The organism is Pseudomonas sp. 1L-B-1-E-C1, assembly GCF_057291835.1.
On the sequence record NZ_JBXAWN010000002.1, the window covers coordinates 297,997 to 320,624 of the forward strand.

Consider the following 22,628-nt stretch of genomic DNA (forward strand, 5'->3'; position numbering starts at 1 on the left):
CACTCCAAAGGTGTTGCGGTCAGTGCCAGCGGCGGAAAATCAACGAGGTGTTGACGCCACCAAAAGCGAAATTGTTGTTCATCACGTAGTCGTGATGCATCTGGCGGAATTCGCCGCGCAGGTAATCGAGCTTGCCGCAGTGCGGGTCGACCTCGTCGAGGTTGAACGTGTGCACGTATGAGTCGCGGTTCATCATCTCGATGCTGAACCATGACTCCAGCGCGCCGCAGGCACCGAGCGTGTGGCCGAGGAAACTTTTCTGCGAGCTGATCGGCATGCGCTCACCGAACAAACTGCTGGTCGCCATTGTTTCGGCAATGTCGCCCTGTTCTGTAGCCGTGCCGTGGCCATTTACATAACCGATGGCATCCGGCGTCAGGCCGGCGTCTTCCAGCGCCAGCTCCATGGCGCGGCGCATGGTCACTTGCTCCGGACGCGTGGTGTGCTGGCCGTCGGCGTTGCTGCCGAAACCGACAATCTCGGCGTGGATGTGCGCACCGCGCGCCAGAGCATGTTCCAGCTCTTCAAGGACGAGCATGCCGCCACCTTCACCGATCACCAGGCCATCGCGGCCCTTGTCGTACGGGCGTGGGCTGGTCTGCGGTGCGTCGTTTTTCAGGCTGGTGGCGTAGAGCGCGTCGAACACCATGGCTTCGGTCGGGCACAGCTCTTCGGCGCCGCCAGCGAGCATCAGCGGCAAACGGCCGAACTTGATCGCCTCGTAGGCGTAACCGATGCCCTGACTGCCGCTGGTGCAGGCGCTGGAGGTCGGAATCAGGCGTCCGGTGAGGCCGAAGAAGATGCTGATATTGGCGGCGGTGGTGTGCGGCATCATCCGCACATAGGAATTGGCGTTGAGCCCCTCGGCCACCGAGTTGAGCAGCATATTGCCGAACGCTTTGATCTCGTCGGTGCTGCCAGTGGACGAGCCGCACGCGACACCCATCCGTCCATCCTTGATCGATTCGTCACCGAGCAGGCCAGCGTCGGCCAGGGCTTTTTCCGCCGCGCCGACCGCGAGTCGCGAGACCCGGCCCATGCTGCGCAATTGCTTGCGGGTCCAGTGCGACGGTACGACAAAGTCATCGATGGGGCCGGCCAGACGCGTGTTGAGTTCAGTGAAACGATCCCATTCGTCCATGCGGCGAATGCCGCTGCGGTTGACCGCGAAGTTGCCGGCGATGGTCTGCCAGTCGCTGCCCAGCGAGGTGATGCCGGCCATGCCGGTGACGACGACGCGCTTCATCAGCACAGGCCTCCGTTGACCGCCAGGACCTGGCGGGTGATGTACGAGGCTTCCGCCGAGATCAGGAAATTCACCGCCGCGGCCACTTCTTCAGGGCTGCCCATGCGTTGCGCGGGGATCATTTTCATCAGTTCTTCCACCGGTACGTTTTCGTCGAGCATGGCCGTGTCGATCAGGCCCGGGGCGACGCAGTTAACGGTGATTTTGCGCTTGCCCAGCTCGATCGCCAACGCCTTTGCCGCGCCGATCACGCCGGCCTTCGAAGCGCTGTAATTGACCTGGCCACGGTTGCCGATCAGGCCCGACACCGAGGTGATGCAAACGATGCGTCCGGCGGCGCGACGACGGATCATCGGCATCATCACCGGGTGCAAAACGTTGTAGAAGCCGTCGAGATTGGTGCGCAGGACCACGTCCCAATCGTCATCGCTCAGGGCCGGAAACGCGCCGTCGCGGGTCAGCCCGGCGTTAAGTACCACGCCGTAATAGGCACCGTGATTTTCGACGTCGGCTTCGAGAATGCTTTTGCAGGTTTCGCGGTCGGCGACGTCGAATTGCAGGATGCGCGCACGGCGGCCCAGCGCTTCGATTTCCACCTGCACCGCTTGGGCTTCGGTCATGCCGCTGCGGCAATGCAGGACGATATCGTGCCCGGCCTGCGCCAGACGCAAGGCAATGGCGCGGCCGATGCCACGGCTGGAGCCGGTGACCAGTACGGATTCAGTCATCGTGCGACTCCTTTGTCTGTTGCAGATAGTGGTTGGCTTGCGGCGGACGGTACACGTTCAGGCGAGCGCTGGCATGAATGCCGTCACCGTGGATATGGCATTCGAATACGCCCATGCCGTTATCGTCTTCCAGTGAGCGCAGGCCATGGATGGTCAACTCGCTGCCCGCAGGAAACGTGTCGACGTTGCACTCGAACTTGCGCGTGCCGAGGAGAAAGCCCAGCGCCACCGGATTGCCTTTCTGCCGCGCATGGCAACCGGCGAAAGCGGCGACGCTCTGCGCCATCAGCTCGACGCCGACCCAGGCCGGCAGGCTGCCGTCGGGCAGGTTGAACAGACCGTCGGGCTTGACCGTGAGGCGAGTGAAAATCTGCTCATCGTCGAAGCGCTCGATGGCGTCGATCAGAATCATGTCGCCGGCATGCGGCAGCAGTTCGGCGAGCGGCCAGTGGCTCATGGGGCGTCTCCGATTATCAGGCTGACGTTGTTGCCGCCGAAGGCAAACGAGTTGCTCATCAGGTAGCGCGGTGCAATGGACGTCAGGCGCTCGCTCGCAGTCACCCACTGCAGGGGCGGCAGCGCGGGATCGGCGTGGCCGTCCCAGATGTGCGGCGGCAACGCCTGCTCAGGGTTGTCGGCGCTCAGGCTCAGCCAGCAGAACGCCGCCTCCAGCGCGCCAGCCGCGCCAAGGGTGTGGCCGGTCAGCGGCTTGGTTGACGAGCAGGCGACGCCTTGGGGAAACAGCGCCGCGACCGCCAGACTTTCCATCGCGTCGTTGTGCTGGGTGGCGGTGCCGTGCAGGTTCAGGTAGTTGATTTGCGCGGCTTGCAGAGCGGCGCGGCCAAGGGCTTTTTGCATCGCTTGCAGGGCGCCGCGACCGCTCGGCTCCGGCGCGGAAATATGGTGCGCATCCGAGCTGGCACCTGCGCCGAGCAAGGCAATGCCCGGGCCTTCGCCGCGCCGTTTGCTCATCACGAACAGCACCGCTGCTTCGCCGATATTGATGCCGTTGCGGTTGGCGGAAAACGGATTGCAGCGCTCGTCGGAAACGGCTTCCAGCGAAGAAAAACCGTTCAGGGTGAGCTTGCACAGACTGTCGACGCCGCCGCACAGCACCGCATCGCACAGGCCCAGATCGAGCAGGCGCTGGGCACTCATCAAAGCGCGGGCGCTGGAAGTGCAAGCAGTGGAAATCACGTAGGCCGGGCCGCTCAGTTGCAGCCACTCGGCGAGGAAATTTGCCGGAGCGCCGAGTTCCTGCTGGCGATAGTCATACTCGCGCGGAAACTCTTGCTCGCGGATGTAATGCGCCAGACCACGGCTGGCCTCGTCGATGCCCGACGTGCTGGTGCCGAGCACCACGCCGATGCGTTCACGGCCATAGGTCTGGATCGCGCGATCGATGTCGTCACGGATCTGCAGGGCGGCTTCCAGCAGCAGTTGGTTGTTACGGCTGCTGTGTTCGATCAGTTCGGCAGGGATCGCCGCCAATTCACCGTGCACACCGGCGACGGGCAGCTCACGTTCGGCGACCCAGCCGGACTCGCGGCGCATTCCCGAACAGTCGCCGGCAAACAGATTGCGCGCGACTTCAGACTTGTCGCGGCCCAGGGCGCAGATCACGCCGAGGGCATTCAGGTAAGCGGTCATGGCGTCGATTCACCTAACTGGGAAACGCGGTAGTGCGGGCCTTGAGGCAGATTCAATTCGAAGCTCAACGGTTGTGAATAACGGATGTCCCAGCGCGCCGGCAGTGAACGCTGATCGGCCTGTTGCCGGGCGTCGGGATAGTTGCGCAGCAGCTCGGCAGACGGCGTCAGGGCGAACAGCAATGCGGCGAACAACTCCCGCGCCTCGGGATTGGGCGGCAGCAGACCGTCGGCCTGCCAATGCCCGTCGATCAGTTGCTGACGCGCCTGGGGAATGCCCAGCGGATCCATCATCGACCAACGCGTGCCGGCGCCTTCGCGCTGGATCACCAGCAGCCAGTCCTGACGCTGTCCGGCTTGCTCGCGCTCGATGTGCAGTTGCAGTGGCAGAGGCAGTGTCGGGTTGGCCGCTGGCAGCGGTGGCTGGCTGGCGCAGGCACTCAACAGCAAGGCTGACAAAACGATCACCAGCCACGCAGCAAACCCTGTGGGAGCGAGCCTGCTCGCGAATGCAATCTGACATTCGCCACTTTGGCTGACTGATACACCGCTTTCGCGAGCAGGCTCGCTCCCACAGGTTTTCAGGTGTTCAGATCGATAGCCGTACATCAGACAGATTCCTGCAATGGCTTGCGCGCAACGACATTCACCAGCGTCTCTTCCCGCTCACCGAATGGCTTGGGTTTGCTCAACCCCAGCCGCTCCAGCAATCCAAAATCCTTCGACCGACTCCACCACAGATACGGGTAGGACACATTGCGCTCGGTAAACTCGAAACCCTGCTCGCGAATCATTTGCAGATAGCCGGCGGCGCTCTTCTGCACGTGCATCGGGTGGCGGAACAGCCAGCGGATCACCCAGGTATCGATGTAAGCCTCGGTGGATTCGGCGAACAGCAGATAGCCGCCCGGTTTCAGCACGCGATAGAACTCGGCCAAGGCCTTTTCCTGCTCGACCAGATGATGGAAGGTCTGGTGACAGAACAGCAGATCGACGCTGGCATCGGCGATCTGGAGCGTGGCGCAATCGCTGCCGATCAACTCGACTGGCATGCCCAGGCGCGTGGCCTCTTCGGCGCTGAGTTGCAAACTGTGCGGGTCGGCGTCGACGCCGATCAGGCGCTGCGGGGCAAAGGTCTGGCGCAGGTGGCCGAAGGACTTGCCCTGACCGCAACCGGCGTCCAGCAGCACCGGGTGTTCCGGCACAGCTTCACTGAACAATCCGCGCAGATCATTGATCGCCACGCGCAAGACATGGTGCTGCCAGGTGTGGCTGCGCAGGAACCAGAAGCCGAAGCGGGTTTCCTCGACGTAGCTGTCGCTCAGGTAATTCATGGGTTGTCCTGCGCGCAGAGTTCGGAAATCATCTTCAGCCGGCGCCGCGCTTCGCTGACGAACGGGTTGCGCTCGTCCCAGGCGTAGCCGGCGAGGATCGAGCAGATCATGCGGCGAATGTCCGCCTGGCCGTCCTCGTAGAAAATCACGTCCTGGAAGGTGCCGGCGTACCAGCCTTCGACGTAGCAGCGAAAGGTGTCGACGCCGCGTTTCAGCGGTTCGGCAAATTCCCGTTGCCAGTCGACCGTTTCACCCTGCAACTGACGATGCAGCACGCCGGCGGCCATGCTCGCCGAACGCATGGCGATGGTCACGCCGGAGGAAAACACCGGGTCGAGGAATTCTGCGGCGTTGCCCAACAGCGCGAAGCCCGGGCCGTGCAGGGTTTTCACGTTGGCCGCGTAACCGCCAAGGGTGCGCGCCGGAGTGTCCCAGACCGCGTTGTTCAGAACCCCGGCGAGGCTCGGCGTCTCGGCGATGAAGCTGCGCAGGCAGGCATCGAGGTCGCTGTCGCGGCCCTGGAAATGCTCCTCGGCCGCCACTACGCCCACCGAGCAGCGGCCGTTGCTGAACGGGATGGTCCAGAACCACACATCGCGATGCTCGGGATGGGTGGTGACGAGGATCTTTTCGCGGTCGAACGCCGGATTGTCGATGTGATCTTCGACATGGGTGAACACCGCCTGACGCACCGGGAAATTCGACGGTGCTTCGAGGTCGAGCAAGCGCGACAGCACGCGGCCGTAGCCGCTGGCATCGAGCACGAAATCGGCCTCCACGCGGTACTCGCTGCCATCTTCGCGGCGCACCTCGAGTTGTGGTTTCGCCTGATCGAAATCGACGCTGACGATCGCATCGCCATAGCGGATCTCCGCGCCTTGCAGCGCCGCTTGATCGGCCAGCAACTTGTCGAAATCGGCGCGCTGCACCTGGAACGTGGTCGGCTTGCCGGCGGTGAAGGTGTCGCTGAAATCGAAGGCGCTGTAGCGCTCGCCCCAGGCAAACGCCGCGCCGGTCTTGCGCTGGAAACCAGCGGCGTTGACGGCGTCGAGCATGCCGGCCTCTTCGACGAAATCCAGGCAGTGGCTGAGCAGGCTTTCGCCAATGGAGAAGCGTGGGAAGTGCTGGCGCTCGAGCACCAGCACATCGTGGCCCTTGCGTTTGAGCAGGGCGGCGGCGATAGCGCCGGACGGGCCGGCACCGATGATCACGACCTGACGGGATTCCATTTCAACGATTGGCACGTGAGCTCCGGGGCAAAGGACTGTTCAGGGGTGCGCGATGCAGGCCGATCAGGGCCGGCAGCAGTGTGGCGATCAGGCCCATCAGCATCAGCGCGAAATACAGCGCCGGGGTGATGAGCTGTTGTTGCAACAGCAGATTGAGAAAGACGATTTCGCTCAGGCCGCGAATGTTCAGCAGCACGCTCTCGCGCCAGCGGCTGGCGCCAGCGAACGAGGCGCCAGCCCAACCGAGGCCGAGCCAGTTGCCGAGCAGTTTACTGGCAATCGGCAACAGCAGCAGCGCCGCCCATTGCCCGGCGCCAAGACTGGCCAGGGCGCTGTGCACGTCGATCTGAACGATGCCGAACGTGAGGATCAGCGGGATCGCGATCCACGTTTGCAAACGGCTCATCCAGCGCGCCGGCAGCGGCAGCACCAACGGCACTTTCAGCAGCGCCATGCACAGCAGATAGCCGATGCCGAAAATCAGCGCGTTGAGTTTGTAATGCTCGGCCAGCACCAGCAGGGCGAAGAAGCCGAGGCTGTAAGTCAACGGGCGGCGCACTCGCAGCACATACAAGAGCAGCGGCACGCCGGCCATGGCCACGGGCAGTAAAAGGCTGCTCAGGTGCAGGCTCCCCTGGGCGAGGCCGAACAGCGTCCAGCAGGTCAGGTCGATGAGGATTGCGGTCTGCACCAATCGACGAGTGGCGGCGGGCGGGTAATCGATGTGGCGCAAGTACAGGTACAACACCGGGATTGCGGTAATCGCGAACACCAGTCCGATAGCCAGCGAGTTGAGCCACGGCTGCGCCGGCAGCAACCAGTACGCGACCGCCAGCCCGCAAGCGAACGGCACAGCGAAACTCGGCACAGCGATTTTCACACTCTGGCGGTCCAAACGCAGGTCGATCACATCGCTGAGGATATGCCCGAGCAACAAGGCGAAACTCAGGCTGTAAAGATTCTTCAGCCAGTGCGGCGCGATCAATTGTGCGCCACCGAGCTGCCAGCCCGGCTCGATCCAGAAGTACATCAACAGCGGCAAACCGAAGCTCGCCAGCAGCAACTGACTGACGATCGGGATCAGGCCGAAACGGCGGCCTAGCCGGGTCGCCAGGGCAAACAGCGCCAGGGCCAGCAACCAGAAGCCGACAACCATCATGCTGCTGTCTCCGCAACCGCTTCATGGCGCCCGGCCCACGGCGCGAGCATGAAGCTGAACGCCAGACCGAGGCTTACCGACAGGCCGAAATTGCTCACCGCCGGCGTGCTGGAAACCGCCAGCAGGCCGAACGACAACCACGTTGTCAGCGCCGCGAGCAGGGTGCCGAGCAGGCTCACCGCCGCGCCGCCAACCTGCTCGCGCATGAGGATCGCGTAATCGACGCTGATCGCCGTCACCAGCAGCAGGCCGAACAGGCTGAACAGGGTCAGCGGCTGCCCGAGCCAGCCGAGGCTGGCCAGACTGCACAGCGCCGCCAGCAGCGGCAGGGCGACGATACGCAGCGCGCCGGTCAAGCCGAACGGCAGGATCAGCACCAGCACGATCAGCACACAGGAGGCCAGTTTCAATTCGGCAGCGCTGATCTGCGTGGCGGCGAACACCTTGTTCAGATCACCGAGGCGATCGACCAGCACCACTCCTGGCAAGTCCAGCGCCTGCACGCGCAGCAACGATGGATTATTCAGGCCTTGCAGGCTGGTCATCGCCGCAACGCCGTCTTCCGTCGGGCCAAGCCATAGCGTGCGATACGGTTCGCCGAGCGGGCCGGCCAGCGCCGCGTCGATGTCTTCGGCGGGCAGGGTCTGCAATTGCTGCAATTCGTTTTGTAAAGCCGCCGCTGGCACGCCGAGGTCGAGCAGCGGTTGCCAGAACGATGGCAGTTTGTTCAATGATTCGCGCACTTGCTGTTGCTGGCTCGGCGCGCTGACCAGTTGATCGAGGGCCAGAAAGCCCTGCAGCTTGTCCAGGTTGACCAGTTGCTGCAGACGCTCGCTCAGCGCTGCCTGGCGCTCGAGCAATTGCTCCTGATTGGCGGCGCGGATGAGGAAGAACTGGCTGGTCGGTTGGAAACCGGTGATGCGCGCGATGGTCTGCGCTTCGTCGGTCAGATGCTGCGGCGCCCCGACCCATTGGCGGATGTCGTTTTTGCTCTGCAACTGCATCAGGCCGCCAACGCAGAAGGCGATCAGCAGGGCCAGCAGCGCGGGCGTGCTTATGCAACCGAGCAGCGCTTCACGCAGCTGAATCAGGCGTTGGGCCAGGCGCAGCGGCCATTGCGCCGGGCGCAGTTCGACATTTTTCAGCAACGCCGGCAGCAGACAGACCGCCGATAGATAGGCACCGAGCAAACCGGCGGCCGAAAACACCGCGATCTGCGTCAGTGCCGGGAACGGTGTCCACGCCAGCGCCAGATAGCCGATGATGCTGGTGATCAGGCTCAAAGTCAGTCCGGGCAAGGTCAGGCGCACGGCCGGCCAGCTGCGCCACGGCTTGAGGCTCCAGCTCTTGGACAGATAGTGCAGCGGGTAATCCACGGCGACGCCGATCAGGCTCGAACCGAGCACCAGCGTCATCACATGCATGTGACCGAACAGCGCCACGCAGGCCACCGCGCCGAACAGCATGCCCACCAGCACGGGGACGAACGCCAGCAACACGCGCCAGCGACGAAACGCCAACAGCAGCAACAGCAGAATGCCGACCGTCGCGCCGCCGCCGACCCAGGTCATTTCGCGGGTGGCTTGTTGTTGGCCGTTAGCCGCATACAGCAGGCCACTGGCGGCAAGCAACTGCACGTCGCTTTTCGCTGCCTGTTCACGGCTGTGCTGGAGCAGATCCGCCACTTGCAGCGGCAGGTTCATGTCGAAGGCGTTGCCGGTGGTGCGCGCCCGCAGCATCACCCAGCTCTTGCCGTCGGCATCGGCGACCAGTGCGCCGCTGCCAATGTCCAGTTGCACTGCGCCATGTTTCGGCTGGCTGTTCTGGATGCGCCCGGTCAGGCCCAGCCAGTCGTCCTGGCTCGGCACCAGGGTGAAGCCGTTGAACGGATCGAACAGCGCCTGCACCCGCTGCTGGATGAACGCGTCGGGGTGCTCGCTGAGTAGCTGCCGATCATCTGCCGAGAGCATCGCCAGGCGCCCTTGCAACAATTGCGTGCGCAGCGCCGGCAAGTCGGCTTGCAGGTTCCACTGCACGGTTTCGAACAGACCACTGGCCCGCCATTGCTCGCCCAATTGCCGGGCCATGGCCAGTGCTTGCTGGCGATCAGTGTGGCCGACCAGCACCAGCATTTCGCGGTTGAGCGGTTCTTGCATACGCTGCTCGGCGCGCAATTCCAGCGCGTCGGGATTGGTGCCGGGCACCAGCTCCATGAGATTGGCCGACAGCGGCGCACCGTCGCGCCACTGCCAGGCAGCCAGCGCGACGACGGCCAACAGCAGGCTCAGGAACAGCCAGGGCAGCCTGCGCTCACTCGGCAAAGTCATGTTGCTCCGCTTCGCTCAGAGGTTGCTCGGCGGTGCTGTCCTGCATGCGCAGCAGGGTGCTGTCGCCCTGGGTTTCCAGCAGCTCGATGGTTTGCACCAGAGCGCCACCGTCGATATTGATTTGCTTGAACACTTGCTTGAGCAGTATCGAGCGTGGGGTCAGGGTCAGTTGCCACTGTTGCGCCGTGCCGCTCAGGGCCAGTTCGAAATCCCGCTGCAGACCGCTGCTGTCACCTTGCAGCACGGCGAGGAACAGGCGGTTCTGCTCGGCGCCGGCGCTCTTGTTCGGCAGCAGTTGCCAGCCGTTGTTGTCGCGGCGTGCGATGCCTTTGGCGGTGATCCGATAATCCTGTTGCAGCGGGGTTTTCAATAACCACAGCAGGCCATGATTTTTGGCGAGGACGAAACTGCCCTTGCTGATCAGCGGCTGCGGCAGGGCGCGCAGGTGTTTTTCCTGAATGAACTGGCCGTGGATAACATCCGGTTGCGCCAGTTGTTCACTGAGCTGTTGCAGGTCGAAGGCGTTGGCCCATGACGACACGGCCAGCAGCGTCAACACGCCAAGACTTTTGAAAAACACATTCATCGCAGCATCCTTTCCACGGCATCGGTGAAGACTTTCGGTGAAGCCAGTTGCATTTCGCGGCTGCTGACTTCGACGGCGACCTGCACCGAGCTGGCGCGGGTCAGGCGTTCGCCGGTCTGCAGGTCGGTGATCAGGTAATTGATCTTCAGGCGGTTTTCCCACTCGACCAGGCTGGCGCGCACGTTCAGCCGTTGGCCGAACACCGCGCTGCGCACGTAGCGCAGTTGCAGGTCGATGATCGGCCAGGCGTAACCGGACTCGACCATCTGCGTGTAGTTGTGGCCGATCTTGTCCAGCAGCGCGCAGCGCGCCACTTCGAGGTATTTGACGTAATGGCCGTGCCAGACCACATGCATGGTGTCGACGTCGAAAAACGGCACCAGAATCTCGGTATCGGCGTGAAGCACTCCGGCACTACGCATGCAGCCTCCAGTGTTGCGCGGCGATGCGTTGCAGGCACAGGCGCAGTTCGCCTTCCAGCGCGCGGTCTTCGATGACCGGCGGGAAGTCTTTGCCCAGCTCTGCGTGCATCGCCGCCAGTGCCGGCGGCAGCGGACGCGCATCGAAGGCTTGAGCGCGCAGCCACACGCCCTGATTGGCGGCGAGCAGCGTGGCGGCGGCGACCTGCTCGGTCAGCTCCAGCACGCGAATCGCATCACGGGCGGCGATGGTGCCCATGCTCACCTTGTCCTGGTTGTGGCATTCGGTGGAGCGCGAGAACACGCTGGCCGGCATGGTGTTTTTCAGCGCTTCGGCGGTCCAGGCACTGGTGCCGATCTGCACCGCCTTGAAGCCGTGATTGATCATCGCCCGATCCGCCGGCGCGCCGGAGAGGTTGCTCGGCAAGCCGTGGTTGTAGCGCTCGTCGACCAGCAACGCCAGTTGCCGGTCGAGCAGATCGGCGACGTTGGCCACGAGATTTTTCAGGCTGTCCATGGCGAAGGCGATGTGGCCGCCGTAGAAGTGCCCGCCATGCAGAACGCGCTCGGCTTCAGCGTCGATGATCGGGTTGTCGTTGGCGCTGTTGAGTTCGGTTTCGATAAAGCCGCGCAGCCAGTTCAGGCTGTCGGCCAGCACGCCGAGCACATGCGGCGCGCAACGCAGCGAGTAACGATCCTGCAGGCGATGCAGCGGTGCAGTCGGCGCGTCGATCGCCAGATCCTTGCGCAGCCATGCGGCCACCTGCATCTGCCCCGGATGCGGTTTGGCGGCGAACAGGCGCTCGTCGAAGTGCTCCGGATTGCCTTGCAGCGCGACGACGTTGAGCGCAGTGATGCGCGTGGCCAGTTGCAGCAGATAATCGGCGCGAGCGAAAGCGAGGCAGGCGAGGCCGGTCATCACCGCCGTGCCGTTCATCAGCGCCAGCGCCTCTTTCGGGCGCAACACCAGCGGCGTCCAGCCGAGTTCGCGATGCACATCGGCAGCCTGGCGACGCTCGCCACGGAACATCACCTCGCGCTCGCCGGACAGGGTGGCGGCGACGTAGGACAGTGGCGTCAGATCGCCGCTGGCGCCGACCGAACCTTCTTCGGGAATAAGCGGCAGGATGTCGTACTCAAGAAACGCGTGCAGACGCTCCAGCAGCTCGACCCGAACCCCGGAGACGCCGTGACACAACGACTGCAAACGCGCCGCCAGCACCGCGCGAGTGGCTTGCGCGTCGAGCAGCTTGCCGAGGCCGCAGCCGTGAAAGGTGTAGAGATGACGCGGCAAGGCTTCGACGTGATGCAGCGGCACCGCGACCACGCAGGAATCGCCGTAACCGGTGGTGACGCCGTAGATCACGCCTTCCTTGTCCAGCAGCGAATCGAGAAACCGCGCGCCCTTGGCGATGCGCTCGCGATAGTCGGCGTCAGCCTGCAATTGCACGGGCGCCTGACGGTTGGCCAGGGCCAGCACGTCTTCGATGCGCAGAGGGCGTTCGCCGAAGGTTACCGGCTCATGGGTTGGCGTCGTCATCGGTCTTCCAGAAAGGGTAAAAGTTGAACCATTGCTGCGGGGCTTCGAGGCAATAGTGACTCAGGCGCTGCGCGTAGCGGGTGGCCCACTGATGAATGACCTGCTCGCGCTCGCGGCGCGTCCAGACCACCGCGTCGGCGAACGGTTCGAGAGTCAGGCGATAGTGGCCGTCGGGTTGCTTGAGGCACATCAGCAGATTGACCGGACACTTGAGCAGGCCGGCCAGCAACCACGGGCCTTGCGGGAACGGCGCCGGATGGCCGAGAAAATCCACGGTGACACTGCGCCCGCCATGCAGCGGGACGCGGTCGCCGGCGATCGCCAGCCACTCGCCGCGTTCCAGCCGTTCGTGCAGTTGCAGCATGATCACCGGGTCGAGTTCGCTGACCTGAATCAGGCGCAGATTGGTCGCCCCGGCCTCGCCGAGCAAGCGGTTGAACTGCTCGGCGTGCTTGGTGTGCACCAGCACGTTCATCGTGACCTTTTCGCCGATCTCCGCCAGCGCCCGGCAGACTTCGAGATTGCCCAGATGCGCGCCGACCAGCAGTTGCCCGCGACTGCCGCGCAATTGCTTGCGCAGCAGCGCCGGGTCGATGATTTCGATCTGTTCGATGCTCAGTTTGCCGTTCCACACATCGAGCTTGTCGAGCAGCGAATCGGCAAATGTCATGAACTGGCCGAACACCCGCCAGTGGCTCGGGCGCAGGTCGTCGCGCTGACTCCACTCGGCCAGACGCTGCTGGTACTGCCAGGCACTGCGCCGGGCGACGCGGCCGAACAGGAAAAAATACAGCACGATGGCGTACAGCAACGGACTGAGCAGGCGGCGGCCGAGGACTTTGGCGGCGAACGCGGTGAATTTCATCAGCAGGAAACTGCCGCGCTCTTCGCGGTCGGCCCAGTGCTTTTTGTCGGCTTCTTCGCTCATGGTTTCCACCGCCGCCAGAGGATCAGCGGCCAACGCAGCAACATGCCGAAGAACAGCCGCGTGTGCATGCTCGAAATCAGCGCGTTGTCGTGGAACAGGCGGAAGTGCGACACGCCGTCCAGCGGGTAGTGCACGCTGGTCTGCAGCCAGCGCATCGGCTGATTGCGCCACGCCAGGCGCACTAGAATGTCCGAGTCGAAATCCATGCGTTTGCCCACCTTGGCAGAGTCGATCACTGCCAGGGTCGGCGCCAGCGGATAAACGCGGAAGCCGCACATCGAGTCGCGAATCTGCAACGACAGGCTGTTGATCCACACCATCACGTGGGTCAGATAGCGCGCATACAAACGTCCTTTCGGCACGCTCTCGTCAAACAGCGGATAGCCGCAGATCATCGCCTCGGGATGGGCGCGGGATTCGCCGACGAAGCGCGCGACGTCGTGCAAATCGTGCTGGCCGTCGGCATCGACCTGCAAGGCATGGCTGTAGCCCAGGCGCGAGGCTTCGCGCAGACCGGTCATCACCGCACCGCCCTTGCCCTGATTGGCGGTCAGGCGCACCAGGAAAACCCTGTCGCGCTCGGCCAGGGTGTCGAGCACCCGCGCGCAGGACGGCTCGCTGGCGTCGTCCACCAGAATGCACGGCAGACCTTGTGCGAGCAGGGCATCGACCACGGTGGTGATCGCGGTTTCGTGGTTGTAAACCGGGATTACGGCGCAGGGGTTATGCATACCGGTGATCCCTGTAGGAGTGAGCCTGCTCGCGATTGAGTGCGCAGCACTCACCGAAATCAACCATGACCAACATCCAGTAAAATCCTTCCGCTGGAACAGGTCGCCGTGTCATTGCGATAAGCGAAATACAACTTGCCGCGCTCGGCATCGAAACGCAGATGCAGCTGGATTTCATCACCCGGGCGCACCAGTTGCTGGAATTTCAGCACTTCCATTCCGGCGAACGCGCCGTCCAGCTTCAGCAACTGCCGACCCAGATTCAGCGCCCATTCCACCTGCACCACACCGGGCAACACCGGTGCCTTGGGAAAATGCCCGCTGAAGTAGGCCAGATCCGGCGGCACGCTGAGTTGCAGGCTCCACTCGCCGTCGCTTGTGCTTTGCTCGAGCACTTCGGGGACTTTCGGCCGTGCGGCCAGCAGCAATGCTTCGACGTCGGCTTGCGCCAGTTTGCCCTGGCTGTTCAACGGCATTTGCCGCAGCAGGCGCCAGCGCCGGGGCAGGGCTATGGCTTCGCAATGTTGGCTCAGATGTTTGCGCAGAATTTCGGTCAGGCCCCGGCGGCCGTGTTCGCGCAGGGCGAACAGGCCAGATTCGCTGAGCACCAGCAGCGCGCCGAGCGAGGCGCGGTTTTCCTGGACGACACCGAGGCGCGCTTCAGCGACCCAGTCGTGATCGATCAGAGCCTGTTCGAGCATTGGCAGCGAGATACGTTTTTCTTCAAGTTTGACGATCCGGTCGAGGCGACCCAGCAGTTCGAAGCGCCCATCGGCGGCAATGCGCGCGGCATCAGCGCTGTGTTCAACGTGGCCGGCAGGCAGATACGGCGAGGCGATCAGCAGGGCGCCGTCGCTGTCCTGGCTCAGCTCGACGCCAGTGAACGGCTGCCACAACGATTCGCCCTGACGCCAGGCGATGCCGCCGGTCTCCGAGCTGCCGAGGATTTCCGTCGGCCATTGCTGCAAGCGCTGTTGCAGACTTTGCGCGGCCTCCAGCGGCAACGCGCCACCGGATGAAAACACCCGGCGCACTGCGCTCAAGGCTCGCCAGTCGAGGTTGTCGCCCATGCGCTTGAGCAGCGCCGGGCTGGCGACCCAGGCGAACGCCGGGTGTTCGCGGCTGGCGCGCTGCAAGTCTTCGGAAAACGCCAGTTGCCGGCGCACGAATGGACGTCCAGCGCACAACGGCCACAACACGCGAAACAGCAGACCATAGATGTGTTGCGTGGCGACGCTGCCGATGATGCAGGCTTCACCGAGGTCTGCGCCCCACAACTGTTCCAGCGCTTCGACTTCGTTGGCCAACTGGCGCAAGGTCTTGTCGATGCGCTTGGGTTCGCCGCTGGAGCCGGAGGTGCACAGGCTCAGTCGGCATTGATCGAGGTCCAGTTGTGCTCCGGGCAGTTCGGGCTGAGTGAAGTCGTCCAACTGTGCATCGCCCGATTGATCGGTCAGCCATAGATCGACTTCCTGCGACCAGCGCTGGCGCGTCTGCGCTTGCAGGTCTGCCGGCAGCAACACGCTGACGCCGGCGCGCCACGCACCGAGCAGGGCGATGGCGAGGTCGGCGGCATCTTCCAGGTGCACGGCCAGGCGTTTCACGCCCTGACTTTGCAGGCCAGCGGCAACGCTCAGGGCCTGCGCTCGCAGTTGCGTGTGATCGAGGGCCGGCGCCTGGCAGATCGCCCGCGCCGGCCATGCCTTGAGCAACAGCTGCTCAAGTTTTATCCAATTCATGTACGGCCTCTTACCCGTTGTCGTATCAGCCATTCAATGGCAAACATCAGGCCGATCAATCCGTAGGAGATCAGGCCGGTGTACAACATCCACCAATCCAGCGGCGCCCACAGGGTGAGGAGGGCGGCGCACAAACCGTTGCAGAAGAAAAATACGCTCCAGGCCAGCGTGACCTTGCGTGTGTAGCGAACGGCAACCTCCGGCAGCTCCGGCTCACGCAAGCGCGCCAGACGCTCGACCATCGGCGGGCCGTATTTCAGGCTCACGCCGAACAGCACCAGCATGAAACCGCTGATCAGCACCGGGTACCAGCGCAGCAATTGCGGGCTGTCGAATACCGCCAGCAGCAGGCAGAACGCGATCGCTACGCAGGCCATCCACAGGCTGCCGGGTTTACGCTCGCCGGTCAGGGCGCGCGCCAGCCACAGGCTGCCCAGCAGCAGCGCAAATTGCCACGGGGCGAAATGCTCCATGCCGAAATACACCGCAAAGGGGTACAGCAGACCGGCCAGCAGCAGGCCCAGGCCGATCAGTCGGCTCATGCGGCCGGTTGAACCAGACGGAACACCGCCTCGACCACGTCACCGACGGTGCGCACTGATTTGAACTCTTCGGCGGCGATTTTCTTGCCGGTCTGGCGTTTGATGTGATCGATCAGGTCGACGGCATCGATGCTGTCGATTTCCAGATCCTGATACAGATTGGCGTCCATGCTTACACGGGCCGGATCCAGTTCGAACAGCTCGACCAGGGCATCGCGCAGGGTGTTGAAAATATCGTCACGAGTTTGCATGGTCCGGTCTCAAGCTGCCTGTTTTGCCGTGACGAATGCCGCAAGGCTGGCCACGTTGGTGAAATGGTTGCGGGTGTCTTTGGCATCGGCGTCAATCTTGATGCCGTATTTTTTCTGGATCGCCAGGCCCAGTTCCAGTGCGTCCACGGAGTCCAGGCCGAGGCCTTCGCCGAACAGTGTCTGCTCGTCGCCGATGTCCTCGGGGCTGATGTCTTCGAGGCCGAGGGCGTCGATGATCAGCAGTTTGATGTCACGCACCAGGCTAGCGGTGTTCAGTTCGCTCATCTGCGGCGAGCTCCTTAATGAAATAGTCATGCAAATAATCGTTGAGCTTGCGCGAGGCCTGCGGTGCGGGGCCTTGCGCGGCGAAGGTCTGTGGGTCTATATCGGCCCCCACGCGGAAACTGAAGTGCACGCGGCGATGGGGGATGCGATACCACGGCTCGGCTTTGGTCAGGGTGGTCGGGCTGACCTTGATGATCACCGGGGTAACGATTTTCGCACCGCGCAAGGCAATCGCCGCCGCCCCCCGATGAAAGGCCGGCGCCTGCCCCGGCTGGGTGCGCGTGCCTTCGGGGAAGATGATCAGGGTCTGACCGTCCTGCAACGACTGCGCGGCGGCGTCGAGCATGTCCATGCTGCCGTCGTTGCTGATGTATTCGGTGCGGCGCAGCGGGCCACGGGTGAAGGGATTTTCCCACAGGCTCTTCTTCACTACGCAATTGGCGTGGCGCACCAGACCGATGAGAAATACCACATCGATCAGCGACGGGTGGTTGGCGATGATCATCTGCCCCGGCCGGCCGAGGCGTTCTGCGCCCTCGATGTCGTAGGTGAGCACGCCGGTGCGAGCCATGAAGCGTACAAAAAACCAGAACAGCCGGCTGACCGTGCGCCGGGCGCGCAGGCGATGTGCCAGTGCGTCACCGGGCAGGCAGCCGAGCAGCGGAAACACCAGCAGGCGCAGACACAGCCCGCCGAGCCCGAACAACGCGAAGCTCGCAGCAGTGGCCAGCAGGCGCCAGTAGTAGGCGTCGCGGTGTTTGGCGGTCACGGGTTGCGATGCCAGGTCCATACACGATTTTTCCACGCATGTTGGCAGTCAGGTTGCTGGCCGAGTAGGGTTCGCAGCAGGTTGAGCGGGTGCGGCCAGTGCGCCTTTGACCGGGTTTCGGTGCTGCTGTTCAGGGTCAGCCGCCAGTCGGTACCGGGCGTGAGCAACAAACCCAGTGCATAAGGGAACGGCACATCATCGACCCACTGTGAATATGCCTCGGGCGGTTGCTCTTCGGTGACCACCAGCAGCACCGCCGGGGCGCCTTCATCAAGCAACGCAGCGGCTTCGAGCATGCCGTGTTCGAGGCCGTCGCCAGCGGCAGCGAGGGCAGTCATTTCGCTGGTTTCGCCGCGCATGATCGACCACAAGCCGATGATGGCGTTGTGCACTGAGAGACTGAATTGGGTCGGCGACAGCGGCTGTTCGGTGGCCAGGTCGCGAAGGATTTCAAAGGTGCGCGGGGTTTCCCCGTGCCGGGAGACGAACACCAGCGGCAGATTGTCCCGTCCGTCGGCCAGCGGCCAGCCAACGCTGAAGGCCATGCGCGCCAGGCGGCTGAGGCGACGGCGTTGCATGGCCGGCAGAAACGACACATCGGGCGCGGCATCACTGCTCTGGAGCACGACCGGTTGTCGGCTCCAGGCCTGCCAGGCGTCCACGCTGTCGAGCCCCGGGGCCCACGCGCGCCATTGGGCGATGTTGAAGTTGATCACGGACATTCATCCCGCCCCTGCGGGCTTTCGTTGACGCGTTGAGTCGCCAGCGCCGCAGCAGGCTTGGCTTGGCGCAGGGCGCCGGGTGGCGCGCATTATCCCGGTGCGACGGGTGTGTAGCAAATGCTGGTTACATTTTGCCCAACAAAATGTACCGAGCGGTTCGTTGGGGTGGCTATCACTTGGCCATTATCCATATTCCCCGCGGCCCGTCTGTCAGGAGTCTCTGCGATGGCTGGCGGTTTTTTCCATGGCTGAGCGTCGATATTTACACCTGACGGCGTAGTCCATGTCCGTGAAGGTAGCGAAGCGCGGTCGACGGCAACTACACTCGGTCATTCTTTGATACACGGAGGTTTGGTCATGCGGCGCGTGGTGTTCAATCAGAAAGGTGGCGTGGGCAAATCCAGCATCGCCTGCAACCTGGCGGCGGTCAGCGCCAGCGAGGGTTATCGCACGTTGTTGGTCGACCTCGATGCCCAGGCCAATTCCACCCAGTACCTGACCGGGCTCACCGGCGACGACATCCCCATGGGCATCGCCGATTTCTTCAAACAGACCCTGTCTTCAGGGCCGTTCTCGAAAAAGAATCAGGCCGACATCTACGAAACCCCGTTCGACAACCTGCACATCATCACCGCCACCGCCGAGCTGGCCGATCTGCAGCCCAAGCTCGAGGCGAAACACAAGATCAACAAGCTGCGCAAGTTGTTGGACGAGTTGTCCGAAGACTACGACCGCATTTATCTCGACACCCCGCCTGCGCTGAATTTCTACGCGGTATCGGCGCTGATTGCGGCGGATCGGGTGTTGATTCCTTTCGACTGCGACAGTTTCTCGCGTCAGGCGCTGTACGGGCTGATCGCCGAAATCGAGGAACTGAAGGACGACCACAACGAAGGCCTGGAAGTCGAAGGCATTGTGGTCAATCAGTTTCAGGCCCGGGCCAGCCTGCCACAGCAGATGCTTGATGAGCTGATCGCTGAGGGCCTGCCGGTGCTGCCGGTGTATCTGAGCAGTTCGGTGCGCATGCGCGAGTCGCACCAAGCCAGCATGCCGCTGATCCACCTCGACCCACGGCACAAACTGACCCAGCAGTTTGTTGAACTGCACAATCTGCTGGAAGACCACTGATTTTCCGAATGACACGCAAACTCCTAATGTGGGAGCGAGCCTGCTCGCGAATAGGCCGGCACATCCAATATCAGCGCTGAATGATCGGCCGCTTTCGCGAGCAGGCTCGCTCCCACAGGGTGATCTAGTTGTGTCAGATCCCTTGGCTACGCAGCCACGCCATCAGCTGCGGCAGCGGAAACGCACCACTCTGCCGCGCCACTTCCCCGCCGTTTTTAAACAGAATCAGACTCGGAATCGAGCGAATCCCCAACTGCGCCGACAACTGCGGGTTCGCCTCGCTGTCGAGCTTGGCCAGCCGACACTTGCCCGCCAGTTGCGCTGCGGCCTGTTCGAACACCGGCGCAAACGACTTGCACGGTCCGCACCAGTCCGCCCAGACATCTACCAGCAACGGCAGATCACCTTTGATCTGACTGGCGTAATCGCCTTGCTTGAGTTCGAACGGTTTGCTCAACAGCACCGCAGACTTGCAGCGCCCGCATTTGGGCTGGTCAGCCAGGCGCTCGGCGGGAATGCGGTTGAGGCCGTTGCAGGTGGGGCAGGGTATTAGAAGAGCCATTGTGATACCAACACTGTGTTCGTAATTTTTGTATCTTGGAGGCATAAACGGGGATTTCAAGAATTCTATATTCAGCGCTGCCATCGGCCGGATCTGGTCTTTCTACACGTCAGCTCAATCGCATTTCTAACGCGTAAGAAATTTCTGTCAGATAATGTCGGCTTTTCTTCGTTTTGATTGGGGTAGACTCCCGGCAATATGAGGTTGTAAGGTTCTGTTTTTTGGGAAGGTTAGCGAAATGGAGATGCTGGGGCGTATTTCTTTGCCAAAATGGTTGTTTCTTTGCCTGTTGTTGGGTGCAGCTGCTTTAGGCTGGGGCAGTGATAGTTTTTGGGGTGGAGCCAATCAGGTAGGAATTGTATTTACCATATTTGGTACGATTTTTACGGTTGTAACCTTCGTTTATGTCGGCCGAATAAGTAGTTTGCTCAAGAAGAAAATTCGCGTTCCCGAAGTTCATTCTGTATTGGAGGCGCTATTGCCCGCAATACGGGAAGGAATTAAGAATTGGGAAGCGCTCGAAGGTTTAGAGGATCCCGAGGAAGCGAAGAAGCATTTAGAATACAAACATGAGGCTATAACGCTTATCTACAAAGCTAAAGGGCATGTGCAAAGTATCAGGCCTAGCCTCGAAGTGTTGCAAAAGGAATGTGCGGACGAGCTTCTTGCCTTAATGAGTGAAGATAAAACACTATTTCGAAGGGCGCCTGACCTTAATCCGGCCCGTGCATGGCGAGTGCAGCGCGAACTGAATAGATTTTCGGTTTTACTTGACAGTTATGCAAAAGATAATGAGGCAGCTCGAGTATGAAAAATTCTACCGCGAGAAATATGGTCGTTCGCCTAATTGAGGAGACTTCACGGCGCTCAATCAGGTGGGCGGTAAGCGACGTGCCGTTGACAATTAAACAGGGTACTAACAATTACTTTCCTCTTTTTGTAGAGACTAGATTTAAGGGGAAAAGAATCGCTCTCTACGAGGTTAAATATCGCCACTATACCGATGAAGAGGAGTTTTACTGGTCCTATACGAATGTGATCGCAATCTTGGATGAGAATGATCGGGTCTTATGGGAGTACGATGGTGTTGAAAAGGAGATGAGAGAGCTATTCGCGGATGTTCGACGCTCTATTACAGATGTCGATACTCTTCTCAATTATTTTCGCTGAGCAAGTCGAACGTACGTGGTGAATAGTTGTTTTTCTGAGCGCGCTTGGTTGCAATTTTCCATTGCGACTATATGGCTTTAGGTTATGACCTGCCTTCCGGGCATTCACCTATGAAAAGCTTTAGGAAGAACAACTGATCTCCAAATGCTTGCCCCACTCCGGTGGCCGCTCGGCATAACCTTCCATTCCCGGCTGTTCCTCGAACGGCTGGCTCAGCACCGCATGCAGCCGGCGCACCTCGGAATAATCGCCTTGCTCGGCCGCATCAATGGCTTTTTGCGCCAGGTAATTGCGCAGGATGTACAGCGGATTGACCGCGTGCATCCGCGCGCGGCGTTGTGCCTGATCGGCATCGCCGTCGCGGGCCACCCGGGCGACGTAGCGTTCGCCCCAGGCATCGAAGCCCTTGATATCGACGAAGTGGTCGCGCAGGCGGGCGATGGCCTGTTCGGCTGACTCTTCACCGAGGCGGCGGAAGAACAGCGTGTAGTCGACGCCGCTGTTCTGCATCAGTTGCAGCAGGTTTTCCAGCAGTTGCTGGTCATCGTCCTCGGCGGTGGTGAAGCCGAAGCGGCGGCGCATCAGGTCGAGGTAGTGCGCCTGGAACAGCGGCAGGTACAGGCCGAGGGTTTCACGCAGGGCCTCGACGCTGATGAACGGCGTCAACGCCTGGGCGAGGGCGCTGAGGTTCCACTGGCCTACCGGCACCTGATTGCTGAACGAGTAGCGGCCCTGATCATCGGAGTGGTTGCAGATGAAATGCGCGTCGAAGTCATCGAGGAAGGCGAACGGGCCGAAGTCGAAGGTGATGCCGAGGATCGACATGTTGTCGGTGTTCATCACGCCGTGGCAGAAGCCATAGGCCTGCCACTTGGCGATCAGCTCGGCGTTGCGCTCGACGATTTCGCGGAACATCGCCAGATACGGTTCCGGTTGCTCAAGGCATTCTGGGAAGTGCATCGCCAGCACATGCTCAGCGAGCTGTTTCTGCTGCTCGGGGCGTTTGGTGTAGTAGAAATATTCGAAGTGGCCGAAGCGGATATGGCTCGGCGCCAGGCGCAGTACCATCGCCGCGCGTTCCTGCTTTTCCCGCCAGACCGGCGTGTCGGAGCCGATCACGCAGGCGGCCCGCGAAGACGGAATGTTCAGCGCGTACAGCGCTTCAGAAGCGAGAAACTCACGGATCGAGGAGCGCAATACGGCGCGGCCATCGCCCATGCGCGAAAACGGCGTCTGCCCGGCGCCCTTGAGGTGCAAGTCCCAGTGCTCACCGGCGTTGTTATAGACCTCGCCCAGCAGCAGACCGCGACCGTCACCCAGTTGCGGGGTATAGCCGCCGAACTGATGCCCGGAATACACCATGGCCCGCGGTTCGGCGTCGGCCCAGAGTTTGTGGCCGCCGAACAGTTGTGCGAATTCTTCGGTTTCGGCGCTGGTCGCGTCGAGATCCAGCAAGGCCAGGGCTTCGGGACTGGCGACCACCAGACGCGGGTTGTCGATCGGCTCCGGCAGTACGTGCGCAGAGAACGCGTCGCCGAGACGGGCGAAGCGGTTGTCGAAAGTCAGTTCGTCGAGGGCTTTCAC

The 22,628-nt window shown here is 62.1% G+C and carries 24 protein-coding genes; 2 read left to right on the top strand and 22 right to left on the bottom strand.

Annotated features, from left to right (window positions below):
- Positions 1-19 precede the first annotated feature (19 nt).
- Genes AC0Z4S_RS05050 through AC0Z4S_RS05145 form a run of 20 tightly spaced genes read right to left on the bottom strand, consistent with a single transcriptional unit; the run spans position 20 to position 18,184 of the window.
- Positions 20-1,246, bottom strand: a complete 1,227-nt coding sequence (locus AC0Z4S_RS05050; RefSeq protein ID WP_485622276.1) for a beta-ketoacyl-ACP synthase — start codon at positions 1,244-1,246, stop codon at positions 20-22.
- Positions 1,246-1,974 (bottom strand): 3-oxoacyl-ACP reductase FabG, encoded by a 729-nt coding sequence (gene fabG / locus AC0Z4S_RS05055; protein ID WP_485622277.1) that lies wholly within the window; start codon positions 1,972-1,974, stop codon positions 1,246-1,248. The genes AC0Z4S_RS05050 and fabG overlap by 1 nt, the downstream gene beginning before the upstream one ends.
- Positions 1,967-2,431: a hotdog family protein gene (locus AC0Z4S_RS05060; protein WP_253498273.1), complete on the bottom strand. Its 465-nt coding sequence runs from the start codon at positions 2,429-2,431 to the stop codon at positions 1,967-1,969. Before AC0Z4S_RS05060 ends, fabG begins: the two co-directional genes overlap by 8 nt.
- A complete protein-coding gene (locus tag AC0Z4S_RS05065) occupies positions 2,428-3,624 on the bottom strand; it encodes a beta-ketoacyl-[acyl-carrier-protein] synthase family protein (RefSeq protein ID WP_485622278.1) in 1,197 nt (398 codons plus the stop codon). The genes AC0Z4S_RS05060 and AC0Z4S_RS05065 overlap by 4 nt, the downstream gene beginning before the upstream one ends.
- Positions 3,621-4,232: a hypothetical protein gene (locus AC0Z4S_RS05070; RefSeq protein ID WP_485622279.1), complete on the bottom strand. Its 612-nt coding sequence runs from the start codon at positions 4,230-4,232 to the stop codon at positions 3,621-3,623. The genes AC0Z4S_RS05065 and AC0Z4S_RS05070 overlap by 4 nt, the downstream gene beginning before the upstream one ends.
- Positions 4,232-4,957, bottom strand: coding sequence for a class I SAM-dependent methyltransferase (locus tag AC0Z4S_RS05075; RefSeq protein ID WP_485622280.1), 726 nt, complete (start codon positions 4,955-4,957; stop codon positions 4,232-4,234). Before AC0Z4S_RS05075 ends, AC0Z4S_RS05070 begins: the two co-directional genes overlap by 1 nt.
- A complete protein-coding gene (locus AC0Z4S_RS05080; RefSeq protein ID WP_253498286.1) occupies positions 4,954-6,201 on the bottom strand; it encodes an NAD(P)/FAD-dependent oxidoreductase in 1,248 nt (415 codons plus the stop codon). The genes AC0Z4S_RS05075 and AC0Z4S_RS05080 overlap by 4 nt, the downstream gene beginning before the upstream one ends.
- Complete coding sequence (locus AC0Z4S_RS05085) at positions 6,188-7,345, bottom strand: cation:proton antiporter (RefSeq protein ID WP_485622281.1); 1,158 nt, start codon at positions 7,343-7,345, stop codon at positions 6,188-6,190. Before AC0Z4S_RS05085 ends, AC0Z4S_RS05080 begins: the two co-directional genes overlap by 14 nt.
- Positions 7,342-9,672 (bottom strand): MMPL family transporter, encoded by a 2,331-nt coding sequence (locus AC0Z4S_RS05090; RefSeq protein WP_485622282.1) that lies wholly within the window; start codon positions 9,670-9,672, stop codon positions 7,342-7,344. Before AC0Z4S_RS05090 ends, AC0Z4S_RS05085 begins: the two co-directional genes overlap by 4 nt.
- On the bottom strand, positions 9,656-10,258 hold the full coding sequence (locus AC0Z4S_RS05095) for an outer membrane lipoprotein carrier protein LolA (protein ID WP_485622283.1): 603 nt from the start codon (positions 10,256-10,258) through the stop codon (positions 9,656-9,658). The genes AC0Z4S_RS05090 and AC0Z4S_RS05095 overlap by 17 nt, the downstream gene beginning before the upstream one ends.
- A complete protein-coding gene (locus AC0Z4S_RS05100; protein ID WP_042608713.1) occupies positions 10,255-10,680 on the bottom strand; it encodes an acyl-CoA thioesterase in 426 nt (141 codons plus the stop codon). The genes AC0Z4S_RS05095 and AC0Z4S_RS05100 overlap by 4 nt, the downstream gene beginning before the upstream one ends.
- A complete protein-coding gene (locus AC0Z4S_RS05105) occupies positions 10,673-12,217 on the bottom strand; it encodes an HAL/PAL/TAL family ammonia-lyase (protein ID WP_065615456.1) in 1,545 nt (514 codons plus the stop codon). Before AC0Z4S_RS05105 ends, AC0Z4S_RS05100 begins: the two co-directional genes overlap by 8 nt.
- On the bottom strand, positions 12,198-13,145 hold the full coding sequence (locus AC0Z4S_RS05110; RefSeq protein ID WP_485622284.1) for a lysophospholipid acyltransferase family protein: 948 nt from the start codon (positions 13,143-13,145) through the stop codon (positions 12,198-12,200). Before AC0Z4S_RS05110 ends, AC0Z4S_RS05105 begins: the two co-directional genes overlap by 20 nt.
- Positions 13,142-13,876, bottom strand: a complete 735-nt coding sequence (locus tag AC0Z4S_RS05115; RefSeq protein ID WP_485622286.1) for a glycosyltransferase family 2 protein — start codon at positions 13,874-13,876, stop codon at positions 13,142-13,144. Before AC0Z4S_RS05115 ends, AC0Z4S_RS05110 begins: the two co-directional genes overlap by 4 nt.
- Before the next feature lie 59 nt (positions 13,877-13,935).
- A complete protein-coding gene (locus AC0Z4S_RS05120) occupies positions 13,936-15,615 on the bottom strand; it encodes an ApeI family dehydratase (RefSeq protein ID WP_485622287.1) in 1,680 nt (559 codons plus the stop codon).
- On the bottom strand, positions 15,612-16,157 hold the full coding sequence (locus AC0Z4S_RS05125) for a COG4648 family protein (protein WP_485622288.1): 546 nt from the start codon (positions 16,155-16,157) through the stop codon (positions 15,612-15,614). The genes AC0Z4S_RS05120 and AC0Z4S_RS05125 overlap by 4 nt, the downstream gene beginning before the upstream one ends.
- The gene (locus AC0Z4S_RS05130; protein ID WP_016772026.1) at positions 16,154-16,408 is read right to left on the bottom strand and encodes an acyl carrier protein; all 255 of its coding nucleotides are present in this window, start codon (positions 16,406-16,408) and stop codon (positions 16,154-16,156) included. The genes AC0Z4S_RS05125 and AC0Z4S_RS05130 overlap by 4 nt, the downstream gene beginning before the upstream one ends.
- Positions 16,409-16,417: 9 nt before the next feature.
- Positions 16,418-16,693, bottom strand: a complete 276-nt coding sequence (locus AC0Z4S_RS05135) for a phosphopantetheine-binding protein (RefSeq protein WP_039756723.1) — start codon at positions 16,691-16,693, stop codon at positions 16,418-16,420.
- Positions 16,671-17,483: a lysophospholipid acyltransferase family protein gene (locus tag AC0Z4S_RS05140; protein ID WP_485622289.1), complete on the bottom strand. Its 813-nt coding sequence runs from the start codon at positions 17,481-17,483 to the stop codon at positions 16,671-16,673. The genes AC0Z4S_RS05135 and AC0Z4S_RS05140 overlap by 23 nt, the downstream gene beginning before the upstream one ends.
- Entirely contained in the window at positions 17,459-18,184 is a 726-nt protein-coding gene (locus AC0Z4S_RS05145; protein WP_485622290.1) for a beta-ketoacyl synthase chain length factor, read from the bottom strand. The genes AC0Z4S_RS05140 and AC0Z4S_RS05145 overlap by 25 nt, the downstream gene beginning before the upstream one ends.
- A gap of 357 nt (positions 18,185-18,541) precedes the next feature.
- Between AC0Z4S_RS05145 and AC0Z4S_RS05150 the strand changes: the two genes are divergently transcribed.
- Positions 18,542-19,312, top strand: coding sequence for a ParA family protein (locus AC0Z4S_RS05150; RefSeq protein WP_024011296.1), 771 nt, complete (start codon positions 18,542-18,544; stop codon positions 19,310-19,312).
- Positions 19,313-19,445: 133 nt separating this feature from the next.
- Here AC0Z4S_RS05150 and trxC read toward each other — a convergent pair whose 3' ends face one another.
- Complete coding sequence (trxC, locus tag AC0Z4S_RS05155) at positions 19,446-19,880, bottom strand: thioredoxin TrxC (RefSeq protein ID WP_485622437.1); 435 nt, start codon at positions 19,878-19,880, stop codon at positions 19,446-19,448.
- Between the two features lie 232 nt (positions 19,881-20,112).
- On the opposite strand from trxC, the gene AC0Z4S_RS05160 reads away from it, so the two are divergent.
- Complete coding sequence (locus AC0Z4S_RS05160) at positions 20,113-20,685, top strand: hypothetical protein (protein ID WP_253498322.1); 573 nt, start codon at positions 20,113-20,115, stop codon at positions 20,683-20,685.
- Positions 20,686-21,164: 479 nt separating this feature from the next.
- Here the strand turns inward: AC0Z4S_RS05160 and selO are convergent, their stop codons facing one another.
- On the bottom strand, positions 21,165-22,628 hold the full coding sequence (selO, locus tag AC0Z4S_RS05165; protein WP_485622291.1) for a protein adenylyltransferase SelO: 1,464 nt from the start codon (positions 22,626-22,628) through the stop codon (positions 21,165-21,167).